This window comes from Streptomyces sp. NPDC001137 (genome assembly GCF_040298885.1).
In the GTDB taxonomy this organism is placed as follows: domain Bacteria; phylum Actinomycetota; class Actinomycetes; order Streptomycetales; family Streptomycetaceae; genus Streptomyces.
This window is the reverse complement of record NZ_JBEPBA010000027.1, coordinates 59,388-73,101: the sequence shown is the minus strand read 5'-3', so window position 1 is coordinate 73,101 and position 13,714 is coordinate 59,388. Positions and strand designations below refer to the sequence as shown.

The following is a 13,714-nucleotide window of genomic DNA, read 5'->3' as shown; positions in this document are numbered from 1 at the left end:
CCGCCTGAATGCGGTACTCGTCGGCCTCGTCGTTTAGCCACTCGTGCTGCTGGTGCAGGCGCTGCGGGACCAGCTCAGCAAGGTGCGGGTGTACGCGTTCGTCAACCGGGTTGACGAGGTCACCCACCTCGTCACCACGGGTGAGGCCGACCCCGCCGGGTTCGGCCGCCGAATCGCGGAGGAGGCCGCGATCAGCGGGTGGCACGGCAGCAGCGACTACGGGGCGGCGCTGGGCGAGTTCGCCGACGATACCTCGACGCGGTGGGCCCGCGTACTTCGGTGATCGTCGTCGGGGACGCCCGCACCAACGGCTTCGCCGCCAACGCGGACGCCCTGCGCCGTATCGCCGCCCGAGCCCGCCGCGTCCACTGGCTCAACCCGGAGTCCCCCGCCCAATGGGGCACCGGCGACTCGGCGGTCCCCGTGTACGCCGAGATCGTCGACACGATCTGGACACCGCGATGCGCGAACGCACCGCCCTCGCCCTGACGAAGGCGCTGGACCCCTGGCGCGAACGATTCCCGGAGGTCGAGGCCGTCGAGGAGGCCCGCCCCGGCAAACCCGCGGACCATCTGATCGACGCCTCCCACGACGCGTCCCTGGTGGTCGTGGGCCGTCGTGTCCGCCACTCCCTGCTGGGCCCCACATCGGCCCGGTTACCCACGCCGTACTCCACCACGCGGCCGCACCTGTGGCGGTGGTCGCGCACGGCTGAGCGCCTCCGGCGACAGACAGGCCTACTCCGAGGACGCCGCGATGAGGATGTCGTGCACGTCGTTGAGCGCGATGTCCTTCTCGTTCTGCGGGAGTTCGTCCAGCACGATCCGCTGCACGAGACGGTGGACGCGCAGGGCGTTGCCCGAGGGGTCGGCCTCGGCCAGACACAGCCGGGTCAGCTCCGTGACGAGGGCGTCCAGCCCGGACATCTCGTCGAGGGCGTCATCGTAGGGGCGGAGCGCGGCGAGGGCGGCGTCGGTACGTAGCGCGGTCAGCGGCAGCGACTGAGGAGCGAAGCAGCAGCATAGCTGGAGCAGCCGGTGCGCGGCCGGGGATCTCTTCCGCAGAGCCGCCTCCGCTAGCCGGGCCGGACCTTCCGACGAGCCCGCACCGGAGCCGCCGGGGCCCGCGCCGTTGCCGCCGTGCCCCAGCTGCGCCAGGTACTCCTCTACCGCGTCCGCCGTCCCCATCTCGGCGAGCCACGCACCGGCCTGGTCCAGCGCGAGCGGAGGCATGTCCCCGAGCGCCGTGGCCAGATGGTCCGCCAGGTCCGGCCCCAGCGACGGCACCCGGCCGAGCAGTAGTTCCACGCTTTCCCTTGGGAGCAGCTCTTTGAGGTGGATCAGTGGGTGGCCCAGCTTCTCCCATTGTGTGTCACGCACGGTGAGCAGTATGCGACCCGGGCCCGAGGGCAGGAGCTTGGTGAGAGCGTCCGGGGTCGTGGCGTTGTCGTACACCAGTAGCCATCGGTTGTACGGCGTACCCGCCTGCAGCGCGGAGAGCGCGCGCCGGGCCGCCGCGTCGTTGCCGTCCGCGGTGGGCAGGTCCAGATGGCGGGCGAGGCGGGCCAGCGCCGTGGCGGCGGGGCTTCGAGTGATGGCAGGAACCCACCACACGAGGTCGTAGTCCGCGCGGAACCGGTGGAGGTACTCGACTGCCAGCTGCCGACGGCCCATGCCCAGCTCCGCCGCATGTACCACCACCCGTCGATAGGCCGCCAACGCGTCGTGCAAATCGTCGAGTTGACGGTCCCGGCCGACGAAGCGGGGGTTGCGGGGCGGGGCATGCCAGACGGCCGGACGTCTGTTCGGGAAGCCGGGCCCCGGGCCGGTCCGCTGTTCCCGGCTGCGGCTTCCCACCGCCTCCAGGACCGCCGCCCGCGCCGACTCGGCGTCCAGGCCGGTGAGGTCCAACGGAGTGTGCCGGGAGTACGGCTCCGGAAGTTCGACCCGGTCGTCGATCCGCAGCAGCACTGGCGCCTGCCCGGTGTCGCCAGAGGGCCAGTCCGTCCGTGACCGGGACGACTTTAGGTACGCCGACGACACCAGCATGACCGTACGAGCCGCCGCCCCGCCTTGTCGGTCCGTGCCGAAGGACGGCGAATCGACCTGGAAACCGGCGCTGGACAGCACCCAGCGCACCCAGTCGGCCCACATGCGGTCGCGCGACACTGAGGACAGGATCAGCGGCGTCGCCTCAGGCGACAGGGGCCGCACGAACGACCCGAGGTGGTACTGCCGCAGACTCTCGTCGAGCGCCGGCAACCGTGTGACCCGGCCTCCGGTGATCGCCGAGGTCAGCCGCTCGTACGAGGTCAGGAGACTGTCCGGATCACCCGGCGCGTCCTTGAAGGTCGCCAGCACCTCCTCGTGCTCGTAACCCGTGCGGTGCGGGATGTGGTTCTCCGCCCAGTAGCGGCGCAGCGAGTCCGGGGACAGCCCGTGCGGCACATCGGCGAACCGCGACCTGGCCAGTTCCCGCCCGGCGGTGAAGGCGTCCGTCTGTTGTTCGTTGACCCGCATCAGCAGCGGCAGGATGCGCACATCCCGGCTCGGGGCGTTGCGGGCGACATGGCGGGCGGTGAGCGCCGCGCCGTCGATGCTCTGGTCGTTGAGGGTGAAGCAACTGACCAGGATGTCGGGCAGTTCGCGTATGCAGATGTCGACCGCGCTGCCCATGCCCGAGCGGCTGTCGATCAGCACGTAGTCGTACTCGCTCCGCCAGCGTTCCCTGAGGGCGCCGAGGAAGCGGGCGTCGAGTTCCTCCCAGCGGAACGACGCGAGCGTGGCGTGGTAATTACGGTCCTGTCGCCCGGCGGACAGGCAGTTGAGCCGCCCCGACCCGGGGAAGGTCCACTCCACGGACATGGCGTGCTCGACGCCGGCGTGCCGCAGATAGAACTCCTCATCGGGGCGTCCCGGGCGGCGCAGTGCGTCGGTGAAGTCGGTGAAGTGGTCGATCAGGCCCGTGGAGCCCAGGGCGTCCCGGGGGAGGAAGGGCCTGTAGTAGCGCGGCAGCCCACCCGGTGTCTCCAGGTCCCAGTCCGAAGCGAGCACTCGGTGTCCGTTGGCGGCGAGTATCCAGGCGACGTTGGCCAGGGCCATGGTGCGGCCCACGCCGCCCTTGTAGGAGTAGAAGGTGATGATCCGCCCGTTGTGGTGACTGGTCATCGGCGGCCTAATCCAGAACCGGGCCGCGCAGGCGTGGAGGGACTAGAGGAGGACCTTCAGGAGGGTACTTGCCAGCATTCTCCCAGAACTCGTCGACGACATGGCGCACTACCAGAAGCAGGATCTCCGGCAGCGCCTCCAGAGTTCCGACTCCGCCGACCGAGGTACGGGAGGCGGATCGACCGAGCCTGAGGAGGCGTGGCATGACGCCCTCCAACTCGGCCGGTCCCGGCCCTCCGTCGGTGTGGTTCCCGGGGTCCTGCCGGTTCCACGGCACCACCACGGTCACCGAGGAAGGCGCTTCCCGGTCTATCTTCGACAGCAGCTCGCGATACCTCGGAATGCGCAGCACCCAAGGGTCGACGAACAGAATTCCCGGTGCCTGCGCGCTCGAGCGGAGCATGCGGGCGTTGTCGTCGAGCGCCCCGAGGTTCACCTTGTAGTCCATGGTGCGCACGAGGTCGGCCGCGTAGTCACCGAGCGGCAGGGTTGACTGCGGGTGGTACGGGTTCCAGTCGTGCGGACGGTCCCCGTAGTAGTCCGGTCGGCGGCCGGGCGGCAGTTCCGAACGGGTGCAGGCGAGCACCGATATGTCGAACTCCGACGGATGCGTCCAGGAGCCGAACGCGGTGGGCTGCGACTCGTAGGCCTTGGAGATCCGGCCCTCGTCCAGATCGGTCTCCCTGGCCACCCGCACGATCTGTTTGGCCAGCCTGTACACGGCCCGCTCGTACGCGTCCCGGAGGTAGCGCAGCTTGGTCAACCCGTAGAAGCCCTCGTCCGCGTAGTCCTGCCCGAACACGGCATGGTCGAACTGCAGGTCTCGTGCCACCTGGGGCATCTGAGCCGGCTCCACGGGCACCCACAACGCCGGGATGATCGCGTTCTCCCGAGGTGCGTTGCCGCGCGCCCGCTGGTTGACCTGGCGCTGGGAGAAGGCCCACCATTCGCGGCCGCACTGCTCACTGATGAAGTACCGCGGCGAGTACAGCGGCACGAACACCTTGCAGAGCGCCAGGTTCATCGACAGCTCGTCGGTCCACTTGGTGCCCACCTGCATGCCCTGGTCCATGAACCCGACCTTGGCCCCCCGGGGGAGGTCGGTCAGCTCCATGATGTGCTCGCACAGCCCGTCGTACAGCTTCCGCACCCAGATGTTGGGGTCGGCGACGCCCGCGTCGTTGCTTGGCGTGTGGGCATAGCTGAGGAAGAAGTACGGCACTCTGCCAGCCGACCGCTCCTGTCCCATCCGCTCCTGTCCCTCCCCTCACAACGACCGCAGAAAGACACCGAGTTCGAGCATGTCGATACGGTAGTAGTCCAATGGTCGCACGACGACGGTCAGTGATCCGCACACGCCCTGGGCTCGTGAATGGGCCACGAACGACAGCAGGAGCAGCTTCAGCAAGCTCGCGTGGTCCATGTTGTTGATACGGGCGAGATCAGAGCCGACGATGGGCATGGCGACCTCGTCGCGGTGGCCGTGGCGGCGGACGGCGTCCCAGAGCGCCGCGAGGCTCTGCCACAGCTGTTCCGTGCCACAGCTGACCATCAGGTCGTTGTTCATGCGTCCGTACGCTGTGCAGAAGTAGGCGCGGCCGGAGCCCTTGACCACGGCCACCGTGCCCACGGGGTACCGTTCCAGTTTCCCGACGCGTTTCGCCGTACGGCTCTCCGTGCGCACCGGTGCCACCTCCGCGAGGGCCTCGGCGAGGCGGATGTCGAGGGCGGCGACATCACCGTCGTACACCCGGTGCAGGAACTGCCCCTGGACACTGCGGCGCTGGACGAGGGACTCGTCGGCGGTGTCCGTGTCGAAGGTGTCGGTGAAGCCGATGACCAGATGGCAGTCGTGGTCGAACAGGTCGCCGACCTCGACCGTGACCGTGACCTCGGGATGCGTGAAGTCACGGCTGATCCGGTTGCGGGGGAGCGAGATCAAGGTCGCGATCAGCGCGGCCAGGCCCGCGATACCGAGGAACGTGGGCCAGCCGGGAAGATCGGCGTCCGGCCACAAGGCCAAGAAGAGCTGTGCGGCACCCGCCAACAGACCGAACTGCACCGCCCAGTTGCGTCCGAGTAGGGCCAGACCATGCCGTGTGCCGATCAGCATGCGCAGCCGCCGGAGGAGACCGGTCATCGCGGCTGAGCCCTGCCGTCCCGTCCGCCGTCGGAGTCCCGTTGACCGAGATCGGGGAACATCCCGTCGAACAGAATCCCGGACCTGCGCAGGTCGTTCGCCCGCTCCGCGCCGACCTCGGCCACCACCTGCTCGAATGTGTTCATACGGGCGATCGTTCTCACCAGCCGCTCCAGGTCGGTGATCTGGTCGGCCTGCCGGAGCAGAAGGGACAGCATCTGATTCTGGATGTCCTCCGCGGACGGCTTGTCCGCTGACCCGTCAGCGCCTTCGGCGGCCTCCGCCTCAGGGGCGATCCGCGCCAGACCCTCGTGCAGCTTGGGCCAGTACATCTCGAAGAGTTCCTCGATGACCTGGTCCTTCTGCGGCACCTCGCACAGTCCGTTGACGGTCTTGATCAGATGCAGCACTTCCTGCGGCGCGTCCGCCGTCGTGGCCTGGAACTGGGTCAGCGGTGTGCCCACCAGATCCGCCACCGTCGTGCCGAACAGCAGCAACGGGGCGAGTCTCGGGCCGCCCAACTCCTTCGAGAGCGCACCGGCCTCGAAGCTGATCCACGGTGTGCGGCGATTCTCCGGAGTGACGCAGACGATGCCGAACCGCGACCCCGCGAGCCGCCCGGCGATCACGTCGAAGCCCCGGTCGCCCTTGGCGATGTCCTCCGACGACACGAAGGGCTCGATGAGGGTGTTGAACGCGGGCAGTATCTCGCGCAGCAGCAGCGCGCACTGCTGCGATGGTTTGCCGGACCAGCTCACGAACACCTTGAGTGTGGACACCGCGGCCCCCCGTAGTAGCGATCATGCCTACCAGTGTTCCCGCCTACCAGTGTTCCCGGTTTTCACGTCCGCTGATCGTGGCAGATGTGCCGGTCGGGAGTGACCGGAACGGAAGAGGCCAGGGGGAAGCGCGGTGGCCGATGGGTGACGGGGCGGCCGTCAGCCCAGGCGGGGATCTCGATGGCCGGGCAGCGGTCCATGACCATGTCCAGCCCGGCCGCACGGGTCCGGTCGTACGCCTCCGTATCGATGACGTCCAATTGGAACCACACGGCCTTCGCGCCGACACGGACCGCTTCGTCGGCCACGGGGCTGGCGAGGTCGCTGTTCACGAAGACGTCGACCACGTCCACGGGGAACGGGATGTCGGCGAGGGAGGCGTAACCCTGCTCGCCGTGCACGGTCTCCGCCTTGGGGTGCACGGGGACGACGCGCTTGCCGTGGCGCCGGAGGACGTCGCTGGTTGTTGGACAGCCCGACGACGGCCCAGGTGTCGCCGAGTTCCGTGAGGATCTTGCGGATCGTGGCGGGGGTCGCCGTACATGGCCTTCTCCTGGGGCCGTGGGTGCTGGGTGTCGGACGCTGGGTGGACTGACACTGCGTGCGGCAACAGCAACAGCGAACGGTCGTTCTCGATTCCCCGCGCGGCGGAAGGGTGGGGTCGGCTTGTTCGGAATGTCGTCGTCCGGACTGCGTTTCGGCGGGCTCGCGCCTACGCTCACCCCGTGCTGCGAATCACCGACGCCCGGACCTGCATTCAGTGCATCGACCAGAACTCCCGCAGCATCTCGATCAGCTGCGGGCCGTCCTGGGCGAGGATCTGCGTCTTGAGATCCGGGCCGTTCGGGTCCTTCTCGCGGATGAGCGCGAGGGCGGCGACGACGCCGATCGGCACCTCGATGGCCGTGCCGGTTGTGCCACCACTCGGCCACCGCTTCGCCGATCTCCAGGGCGTCCCGGTGCGGATCGCGCACGGGGTGCGGGCGAGGCGCCCGCCGGGCGTGCGGAGCAGAAGGTGCGGCCGGCGGCGCCAGCTTCGGTGACGGTGCCGAAGGCGTGGAGCGTGCGGGCTTCGGTGCCGCGGTGAAGGTGGCGGGTATCGGCTCGGGGTCGGCGGTGATCTCTGCGAACAGGTCGAGTTGCTGGGTCACGGCGGAGCTGCCTTCTGTGAGTGGAGTTGGACATAAGGCGACCCGCCCCGGAAGGGGCGGGTGGCGGTGCTGAGGGTGCTTCGGGCGGGGAGTCCGGGCTTCCCTCACCCTTGATAGTTAATTCTACTATTGTTAGGGGTGGGGTCAAGCGCGAAAGTCCAGCTCAGGAGGGGGATCAGGCTTGATCGATCCAGGTCATACCGTACGGGGTCTGCCACAGCCAGGACAGCCCAGCCTTGTGGATCTCCGCCCGGGCTTTGTCCCACCAGACCCGCCCGAAGCGGTCGGTGTGCGCCTCGACAGCCCAGGCGGCCGATGCTGCCGCCTCCGGCGACTGCAGGATCTCGGCGACCGACTCCCCGAAACCGTGGGCGCGTTCACGCAGACTCTCGTGCATCTCGCCAACCTCGGTGCGCCACGCCTCGTCACGACGGCGCTCCCCGCGCTCGTACGACAGCGCCCACCCCCGCTCGGTGATCGCTCCGTTCTGCTGCAGCGCGATCCAGGCCGCCGCCCGCTCACGTGAGAGCACTGCGGGCTTGAACATCACGTTCAGCACCTCAAGTTCAGAGGTGTCGTCCGCCCGTATCCGCGCTCCGAAGTGGGCTGCATTCGCATAGTGCTTCGCCTGGGCGCGCTCCCGTGCCGCGTTCTCGGTCCGGGCATCCCACACGGGAATCAGGTAGTTCCACGTCGTCCTGGTGTGCTCCGGGTGGGTGTACGTCACTTTCCATAGGCCCCGCATGTGCGTTCGTTCTCCTTGCTGGTCGCGCTGTTCTGTCTGGTGCCTGTGTTCGGGCGGCACGTTTACTGGGGCACCGGCGTGGCCTTGTGCTGGGCCACCCAGTTCTCGAAAGCGCGCGGGTCGACGGCGCGCAGTTGGTGGAGGTAGTGGCAGGCCATGCGGGCGTGCAGGGCGCGGGCCTTGTCGGTGAAGGGAACCCGGACCGGCAGGTGTACCCGGCCTGACGGCCACGTCAGGCGGCTGGAGTCGGGTGCGGCAGCCGCGATGTACCAGTCGAGGTTCGCGGTCAGCCGCACGGGGAGCTGGTCTTCGACCGGCTCGTCCTCCATGGGCCAGATGCCCTCGCCGTCGTCGGCGAAGAAGTCGTGCGGACTGCCGTCCGAGGCGTCATGCGGCATGTTCACCCAGACGCGCTGGCCGTGCTCAGCGTGCGGTTCGACGTCAATAACGGTGCGGTTGTACGCCAGGCACGTTCCGTTCGTCTTCGAGAGATAGAGGACGGCGACGCGATCACCGCGCTCGTACTCACTCATGTGAGGCAACTCCTATTCTGTAGCGGTTACTTCGATGCGCGCTGTAGGGCGCGGATGGCGTCAGCGCGGGCCGCTGTGGCGGGGCAGGGGCCGGTGAGAGCCCTCACGTGGGCGTCGACCTGGCCGTGGTCGTCCCTGCGGACGGCGCGCTGCAGGCCCTCGAAGGCCTGGGCCACGTCGTCCACGGTGGTGGCGTGTCCCCGCCGGCACGGGCAGGTGTCTGCGATGTGCGCGGATAGTGCCGTGAGTAGATACGCGTGCTGGTCCTGCGGGACGCAGCCGCGATGGCGCATCGCGGGGCGTGCGCGGCGCAGATGGCTGTAGAAGCGCAGGACGGGCTTGCCGCACATCAGGCAGGCGACGGGCCACAACACGTCGCTGCCCGGATACCCGCCGAGCGGCGCCCAGCCGAGCTCGTCGATGCGGGCGACAGCGAGAGCGGCGGAGGTGACGTTGCGGAACGTGGGCCCCAGCCCGGAAAGATAGGTGCCGAGCTCATCACCTATGGCTCCGTCGACGGTCCCCGTCAGGGGTGTCTTGCTGATCACGGTCGCGGTGTCCTCGGGCCGGATCATGCGGCGGTGTAGGCGCGCAGGACGGCGTACGCGGCGGCGATGGAGGTGTCGCTGGTACGCAGGGCAAAGGGCGCGCCCGGTTCGGCCGCGTTTGCGTCGTGGAGGATCTCGAGCGGCCCGTGTGTCGGGTAAAGGTTCGTGAATCCGTCCCGCGGTGGTGCACCGTTGATTTCTGGGAGGGCGTCGAGGACTGCCCGTACCTCCGGCGGGAAGGGGTCTGCTTCGCCTTTGAGGTGGGACGGGGGCCTGGTCAGCGCAGTGCGCCCGCAGCGGATGGCCTGCTCGGTGGTGAGCCGGTTCATCTGAACGTTCACGCTCACGGCGCCGGGGCGTGGTGAGCGGATATGGATGCGGAGGGCCGGGTTGGTGCTGTCCCCGCCCTCCAGTACGAGCTCCGAGCGTGCGGTTGTTCCTTCCGCCATGGCGGGCAGCCGGGCATCGCGCAGCGGGAGGCTCAGTAGCCGCAGTGCCGCGAGGGCGTCGCGGCGCCCGAAGTGGGGCAAGACGTGGCTGTGGATCAGCTCGGCGACCTTCTGGCCGCTCGCGTTCTCCATCGGAGTGGTCGCGGTGAACGGCGTGGCGGGCTGGCGTGGCTCGCTGTCCTGGGAGACGAAGGCGCTGACGCTGAGCAGGCCATCACGGGTCTGGAGGCTGCAGCGCAGGCCGAGGGGGTGGGTCACGATCGCCGTGCCGAGCAGCCCGGTAACGGCCCATTCCGATCCGAGCGCGGCGGCGGTCTGCTCGGCGAGCGTGATCAGGTCTGGAGCGACGAGCTGAGTGTCGTAGGGCATGGAGTGCTTTCTTCGTAAGTGCCGTTCCGTATCCGGCGATTGCGGTGAGCGCGGACGGCTGTGGGCGTGGTGAAGGGGGTGCTGGTGAAACCTGTCCAGCACCCCCTTGTTAATAGTCATTCTACTATGGCTAGAGGTGGGGTCAACTGCGAAAGACCAGGCCAGGAGGGGGGGGTTACTCGGTGGGAGAGGCGGCGAGCGCGGCTTCCATCTCCTCGGCGCTACGGCGTCCGAACACCTCGTCGTAGGTGAGTAGCCACGTCCAGCCGTCGAGCTTGTTGTCCGAGGCGCGTACGACACCCCCGCCAATGCCGTTGTGGATGTGCGGGATGGTCACCGACTTGGCGTTCACGCGCAGGACTTCGAACCAGGTCTTGCCCCGGCGGACGAAGTCACCCTTCTTGAAGTCGGCCTTGGACCACACCTTGAAGCCGTTCTTCTCGTGGCCTCGGCGATGACCGCCTCCCAGTAGGCGATTTCCTCGGTGAGCTCCTCGTGCCGGATCACGAGCTCCTGCACAGTGTCTGGATTGGTCACGTCCCGGCCGGAGCCCTCAGCCGACTCCTCGCGCTGCCGCCTCTGAACGCGCCGCAGGTCGGCCTGGAGCCTTTCGATGCGGCGCAGGGTCCGCCGCGGCGCCTTGCGGAACTGCTCGTACCCTTCAGCCGCCCTCTGGCGTCCGGACCAGTACGAAGCCTTCTCGCCTTCGCTGATGCTGGTCCGCATCGCGTGGTCCATGCGCTCGACGTCGCGGCGGGCGCGGCGCTCGGAGTGGTGACCGACCAAGATCGGCTGCCCCATGGGGATGCCGTCGGCGATCTGGTGGCCGTGCTGGTACGCGGAATCGGAGCGACTCGCGGCATTGTCGGCATAGCCGCTGAACCGCTCGGCCCGCCCCTCGGCTCGCTCGACACGGTCCGCCTCGGCTTCGGCAAAGCTACGCCGGTTGCCCTCGTCGATCGTCACGTTGACCTCGAAGCCGGCCTCGCGCAGGGCCGCCGCGGCCGCGTTGATGTACCAGTTCTTGGCGGCACGGTCGCGGGACTGCCTGATACCGAGCTGGCCGATGGAGGGGAAATAGCGGAAGCCGTGACGGCGAACTATTTCGTAGACGCCGTCACCCTTCACGCTGCCCTCGATGAGGGTTCCTTCGCTGCGTGTGTGGATGATCTCGATGGTCACTGTCGGGGTCCTTCTGCGAGTTCAGACAGGGAGATGGGGATGAGGGCCAGACCGGCGTGCCAGCCGCCGTAGATCTCCTGTGCCGCGGCGTGCGAGGTGTGGAGCTGGTACCAGGTGCCGTGGCCGGGCAGGGGGTCGGTGCTGGTGATGTGGAAGACGATGGCGTCACCGTGGGCGTCGGACAGGTGGCGGCCGGGGCCGCACCCCAACCACACGCAGTCACCTGTCCTCACTGCGCCTCCGACTTGAGCGCGAGAGTCTTCAGCAGGAGCACGGTCTGCAGGGATACCGCGTGGTCGTCCCGGTCGAAGGCGAGGGAGCTGGCGGCGTTGTACGCCGAGTGCAGGCTGGTGCAGAACAACTCTGCTGCGCCGTCCGCGTTCTGCCGGGCCCACTTTGCGGCGTTCTGCGTGAAAGCCTGTGCGTACGGGCCGGTGATCGAGGGTGCTTCGGCCAAGTCCACGGTGGCGCCGCGGGCGTCCCAGGTGGCGAGCAGGAGCACGTAGCGGCGAGCTTCTGGACTGGCGACAGCCCACATGGGCAAGAACTCGTAGGTGATGCGGGCCTGTTGGATGTGCCCGTCGCAAGCGGCTAGGCCCCAGGAGAAGAAGTCGTGCATGGTGCGGGCCTCCCGCACGATGCGGTCCGGGACGGGAGTGTGGTTGTTCAAGGGAATTCCGATTCGTTGATGCGGGAGTGGCGGCGTGGGACGGCCACCCGTGTTACGGGACTGGGGGTGCCGGGGTCGGGCTGGCGCGAGAAGTCGCGGGCACGCTCACGTGGTGGCTGATGCGTGAGTCCCGCGTGCCGATCGGCCGGGGGTGGCAGGTCATGAGTGGTCGGCCTCGTCGGGGAGAGGTGAGCGCGCGAAGAAGGCGTCGATGTCGGCCCGCGTGCGTTGGCGGTCTCGGCGCTTCAGAGCACGCCGGACGCGTAGGGCTATCTGCCGGTTGGGGAAGTCGTCTTCGGGGTATCGGTCGCGAAGCCCGACGCGGGCGATCTCGCGAGGGCTGAGGATCACAGGAGTCCTTCTCGTCGGATGGGCGTCGATCAGTGGGTGCTGTCGCTCGCCTGGCCTTCGCGCGCTGCCTGTAGACGTCGGGCTGCGGTGATCAGCACGCAGGCATCCGTGTCGCGGCCGAGCAGGACCAGCCCGCACACTTCGAACATCAACGGCCAGTGACAGGCGGGAACCTCATCGGCGAACTCCTCGAACGGCACAGCTTGTTCGGCTCGGCTGCGTCGGGTCCAGGCGCGGTAGACGATGCGCTGCATCGTGCGATTGGCCCGACGGGTCTGGGTGCTGTTCAGGCCGAGGTTGCTGATGATCTCGGCGGCCGCCTCAAGCGGCAGGTGCTTGTCGAGCACGGTGGTCATCGTCTTTCGGGGATCCGGACAGGCGTGGCGGGCCGGGGCTGCGCTGCGTCGCAGCCCCGCGGCGGGCATCAGTAGGCGGCCACGCCGAAGAACAACCAGGCGCCTGAGCCGTCGACCGCCGTGATCGGCAGTGCGCCGGCGGGCCCGTACTCCCATCCCGCCTGCGCGCGGGCAGTGTTGAAGGCCGTGTGCACGTCGGTGCCGGTGGTGGTGTAGAAGTCGAGAGCGCCCATGAGGCGTCTCCTTTCCGTTGAGTTGAGATGGCGGCATGGCGCGGCCCGCCCCGGTACGAGGCGGGCCGAAGTCGCGGAGCGTCAGTGGATGTGAACGCGAGGCCGGTTGGTGCGCATGACTCGTGCGCGGGCAGGCCGCTGGCCGTCCTGCTTGCTGTAGATCTCGGCGAGCACACGGTCGGCGCCGACCACCGCGGTGACCGCGTCATCGAGTACGGAGCTGCGCAGATCCTGGCCGAGCGTGCTGAACCATGCCTCCATCGCGGCGCCGTCCTTCTTCACCAGGCCCAGCGTGTCCGCGTACGCCTCCCAGGCGTGCACCGTCATGTGCGCGGCCCAGTTGATGGCGGTCGCGGCCTGCTCCTCGGTGATGTTGTGCATGGTGGCGAGCTGCAGAACGGCGAGCGGGTCCGGCGTCATCGTGCGCATCAGGGGTGCTTCCTTTTCTCGTATTCCAGGGGAAGTTGGGCGCATTTCCCCTTCCCAACTGGGATTAATTCTACTATCTTTAGAGGGGGTGTCAATTTCGTTTGCGCAGGTCAGAGCCCCGAGGGATGCCTCGTTGCGTGCGCCTCTACGCTGCCGCGCGCGCCTCGCGGCCGGCGCGAGAGGCGCGCTTGCGGATGCTCGCCGCACCCGCGCGCCGCACCTCCGCCCGCTGTGACGTCACCCGGCACAGTCCGCACAACGGCTCCCCGAGCCGCTGATGCGCCTTCACCCCGCTGCTCGTCCCGCACGTACCCGCCTGCGAGGCGAGCTTCGACAGAGCAGGTGCACCTGCGGCCACAGCGACGGCCCGTCCGTTGACCCACGTACGCGCCGCGCACACCCCGTCGAACCGGTTCGCCTCCGGCCGCACCCGCTCGTAGCACTCCAGCACGAACGGGCACAGCTGCGCGCAGCCCTCCATGAGTGGCCCGCAGGCCTTCATGACGTCACTGGGGTTGCTGCGGACCAGATCCTCGCTGGGCACGTACCCGTCGAGGCCGGCGCACGGCGCGGCGGCAGTCCAGGCTGCGGAAGTGGTGGAGGTGATCACGG

General features: G+C 68.5%; 17 protein-coding genes and 3 pseudogenes. 2 read left to right on the top strand and 18 right to left on the bottom strand.

Features of this window, described 5'->3' with window-relative positions:
- Positions 1 to 43: 43 nt before the first annotated feature.
- Together ABT254_RS38220 and ABT254_RS38215 are read left to right on the top strand one after the other, a co-directional pair.
- Positions 44 to 489, top strand: a pseudogene (locus ABT254_RS38220) (VWA domain-containing protein); the annotation flags it as partial.
- A pseudogene (locus ABT254_RS38215) lies at positions 477 to 715 on the top strand (universal stress protein); the annotation flags it as partial. The pseudogenes ABT254_RS38220 and ABT254_RS38215, both read left to right, overlap by 13 nt.
- Positions 716 to 737: 22 nt before the next feature.
- On the opposite strand, the gene fxsT reads toward ABT254_RS38215, so the two are convergent.
- The 18 genes and pseudogenes from fxsT to ABT254_RS38125 form a co-directional block, all read right to left on the bottom strand.
- On the bottom strand, positions 738 to 3,167 hold the full coding sequence (gene fxsT / locus ABT254_RS38210; protein ID WP_351480979.1) for an FxSxx-COOH system tetratricopeptide repeat protein: 2,430 nt from the start codon (positions 3,165 to 3,167) through the stop codon (positions 738 to 740).
- Positions 3,168 to 3,174: 7 nt separating this feature from the next.
- On the bottom strand, positions 3,175 to 4,389 hold the full coding sequence (locus ABT254_RS38205; RefSeq protein WP_351480977.1) for a TIR-like protein FxsC: 1,215 nt from the start codon (positions 4,387 to 4,389) through the stop codon (positions 3,175 to 3,177).
- Positions 4,390 to 4,434: 45 nt separating this feature from the next.
- Positions 4,435 to 5,307, bottom strand: coding sequence for a macro domain-containing protein (locus tag ABT254_RS38200; protein ID WP_351480974.1), 873 nt, complete (start codon positions 5,305 to 5,307; stop codon positions 4,435 to 4,437).
- Positions 5,304 to 6,086 (bottom strand): toll/interleukin-1 receptor domain-containing protein, encoded by a 783-nt coding sequence (locus ABT254_RS38195; protein WP_351480972.1) that lies wholly within the window; start codon positions 6,084 to 6,086, stop codon positions 5,304 to 5,306. Before ABT254_RS38195 ends, ABT254_RS38200 begins: the two co-directional genes overlap by 4 nt.
- Before the next feature lie 170 nt (positions 6,087 to 6,256).
- Positions 6,257 to 6,630: pseudogene (locus ABT254_RS38190) on the bottom strand (CoA-binding protein); the annotation flags it as partial.
- 213 nt (positions 6,631 to 6,843) lie between these two features.
- Positions 6,844 to 6,981, bottom strand: coding sequence for a hypothetical protein (locus tag ABT254_RS38185; RefSeq protein WP_351480970.1), 138 nt, complete (start codon positions 6,979 to 6,981; stop codon positions 6,844 to 6,846).
- 431 nt (positions 6,982 to 7,412) lie between these two features.
- The gene (locus tag ABT254_RS38180) at positions 7,413 to 7,982 is read right to left on the bottom strand and encodes a hypothetical protein (protein ID WP_351480967.1); all 570 of its coding nucleotides are present in this window, start codon (positions 7,980 to 7,982) and stop codon (positions 7,413 to 7,415) included.
- A 62-nt stretch (positions 7,983 to 8,044) separates the two neighbouring features.
- The gene (locus ABT254_RS38175; RefSeq protein ID WP_351480965.1) at positions 8,045 to 8,515 is read right to left on the bottom strand and encodes a hypothetical protein; all 471 of its coding nucleotides are present in this window, start codon (positions 8,513 to 8,515) and stop codon (positions 8,045 to 8,047) included.
- A gap of 26 nt (positions 8,516 to 8,541) precedes the next feature.
- A complete protein-coding gene (locus ABT254_RS38170; RefSeq protein ID WP_351480962.1) occupies positions 8,542 to 9,090 on the bottom strand; it encodes a hypothetical protein in 549 nt (182 codons plus the stop codon).
- Positions 9,087 to 9,881, bottom strand: coding sequence for a hypothetical protein (locus ABT254_RS38165; RefSeq protein WP_351480959.1), 795 nt, complete (start codon positions 9,879 to 9,881; stop codon positions 9,087 to 9,089). The genes ABT254_RS38170 and ABT254_RS38165 overlap by 4 nt, the downstream gene beginning before the upstream one ends.
- 175 nt (positions 9,882 to 10,056) lie before the next feature.
- On the bottom strand, positions 10,057 to 10,233 hold the full coding sequence (locus ABT254_RS38160) for a hypothetical protein (protein WP_351480956.1): 177 nt from the start codon (positions 10,231 to 10,233) through the stop codon (positions 10,057 to 10,059).
- A complete protein-coding gene (locus tag ABT254_RS38155; protein ID WP_351480953.1) occupies positions 10,230 to 11,063 on the bottom strand; it encodes a DUF3560 domain-containing protein in 834 nt (277 codons plus the stop codon). Before ABT254_RS38155 ends, ABT254_RS38160 begins: the two co-directional genes overlap by 4 nt.
- Positions 11,060 to 11,278 carry a hypothetical protein gene (locus ABT254_RS38150; RefSeq protein ID WP_351480951.1) on the bottom strand — a complete coding sequence of 73 codons (219 nt, stop codon included), beginning with the start codon at positions 11,276 to 11,278 and terminating at the stop codon, positions 11,060 to 11,062. The genes ABT254_RS38155 and ABT254_RS38150 overlap by 4 nt, the downstream gene beginning before the upstream one ends.
- 14 nt (positions 11,279 to 11,292) lie before the next feature.
- A complete protein-coding gene (locus tag ABT254_RS38145; protein WP_351480948.1) occupies positions 11,293 to 11,733 on the bottom strand; it encodes a hypothetical protein in 441 nt (146 codons plus the stop codon).
- 380 nt (positions 11,734 to 12,113) lie between these two features.
- Positions 12,114 to 12,431, bottom strand: a complete 318-nt coding sequence (locus ABT254_RS38140; protein ID WP_351480945.1) for a hypothetical protein — start codon at positions 12,429 to 12,431, stop codon at positions 12,114 to 12,116.
- 77 nt (positions 12,432 to 12,508) lie between these two features.
- Entirely contained in the window at positions 12,509 to 12,673 is a 165-nt protein-coding gene (locus tag ABT254_RS38135; protein ID WP_351480942.1) for a hypothetical protein, read from the bottom strand.
- Between the two features lie 81 nt (positions 12,674 to 12,754).
- Positions 12,755 to 13,102 carry a hypothetical protein gene (locus ABT254_RS38130; protein ID WP_351480940.1) on the bottom strand — a complete coding sequence of 116 codons (348 nt, stop codon included), beginning with the start codon at positions 13,100 to 13,102 and terminating at the stop codon, positions 12,755 to 12,757.
- A gap of 145 nt (positions 13,103 to 13,247) precedes the next feature.
- Entirely contained in the window at positions 13,248 to 13,712 is a 465-nt protein-coding gene (locus tag ABT254_RS38125) for a hypothetical protein (RefSeq protein WP_351480937.1), read from the bottom strand.
- Positions 13,713 to 13,714: the final 2 nt, after the last annotated feature.

Bases quoted from the DNA above. Each gene is read 5' to 3' on its own strand.
- fxsT (WP_351480979.1), bottom strand. From the start codon at position 3,167: ATGACCAGTCACCACAACGGGCGGATCATCACCTTCTACTCCTACAAG.
- ABT254_RS38200 (WP_351480974.1), bottom strand. From the start codon at position 5,307: ATGACCGGTCTCCTCCGGCGGCTGCGCATGCTGATCGGCACACGGCAT.
- ABT254_RS38180 (WP_351480967.1), bottom strand. From the start codon at position 7,982: ATGCGGGGCCTATGGAAAGTGACGTACACCCACCCGGAGCACACCAGG.
- ABT254_RS38175 (WP_351480965.1), bottom strand. From the start codon at position 8,515: ATGAGTGAGTACGAGCGCGGTGATCGCGTCGCCGTCCTCTATCTCTCG.
- ABT254_RS38170 (WP_351480962.1), bottom strand. From the start codon at position 9,090: ATGATCCGGCCCGAGGACACCGCGACCGTGATCAGCAAGACACCCCTG.
- ABT254_RS38165 (WP_351480959.1), bottom strand. From the start codon at position 9,881: ATGCCCTACGACACTCAGCTCGTCGCTCCAGACCTGATCACGCTCGCC.
- ABT254_RS38135 (WP_351480942.1), bottom strand. From the start codon at position 12,673: ATGGGCGCTCTCGACTTCTACACCACCACCGGCACCGACGTGCACACG.
- ABT254_RS38130 (WP_351480940.1), bottom strand. From the start codon at position 13,102: ATGCGCACGATGACGCCGGACCCGCTCGCCGTTCTGCAGCTCGCCACC.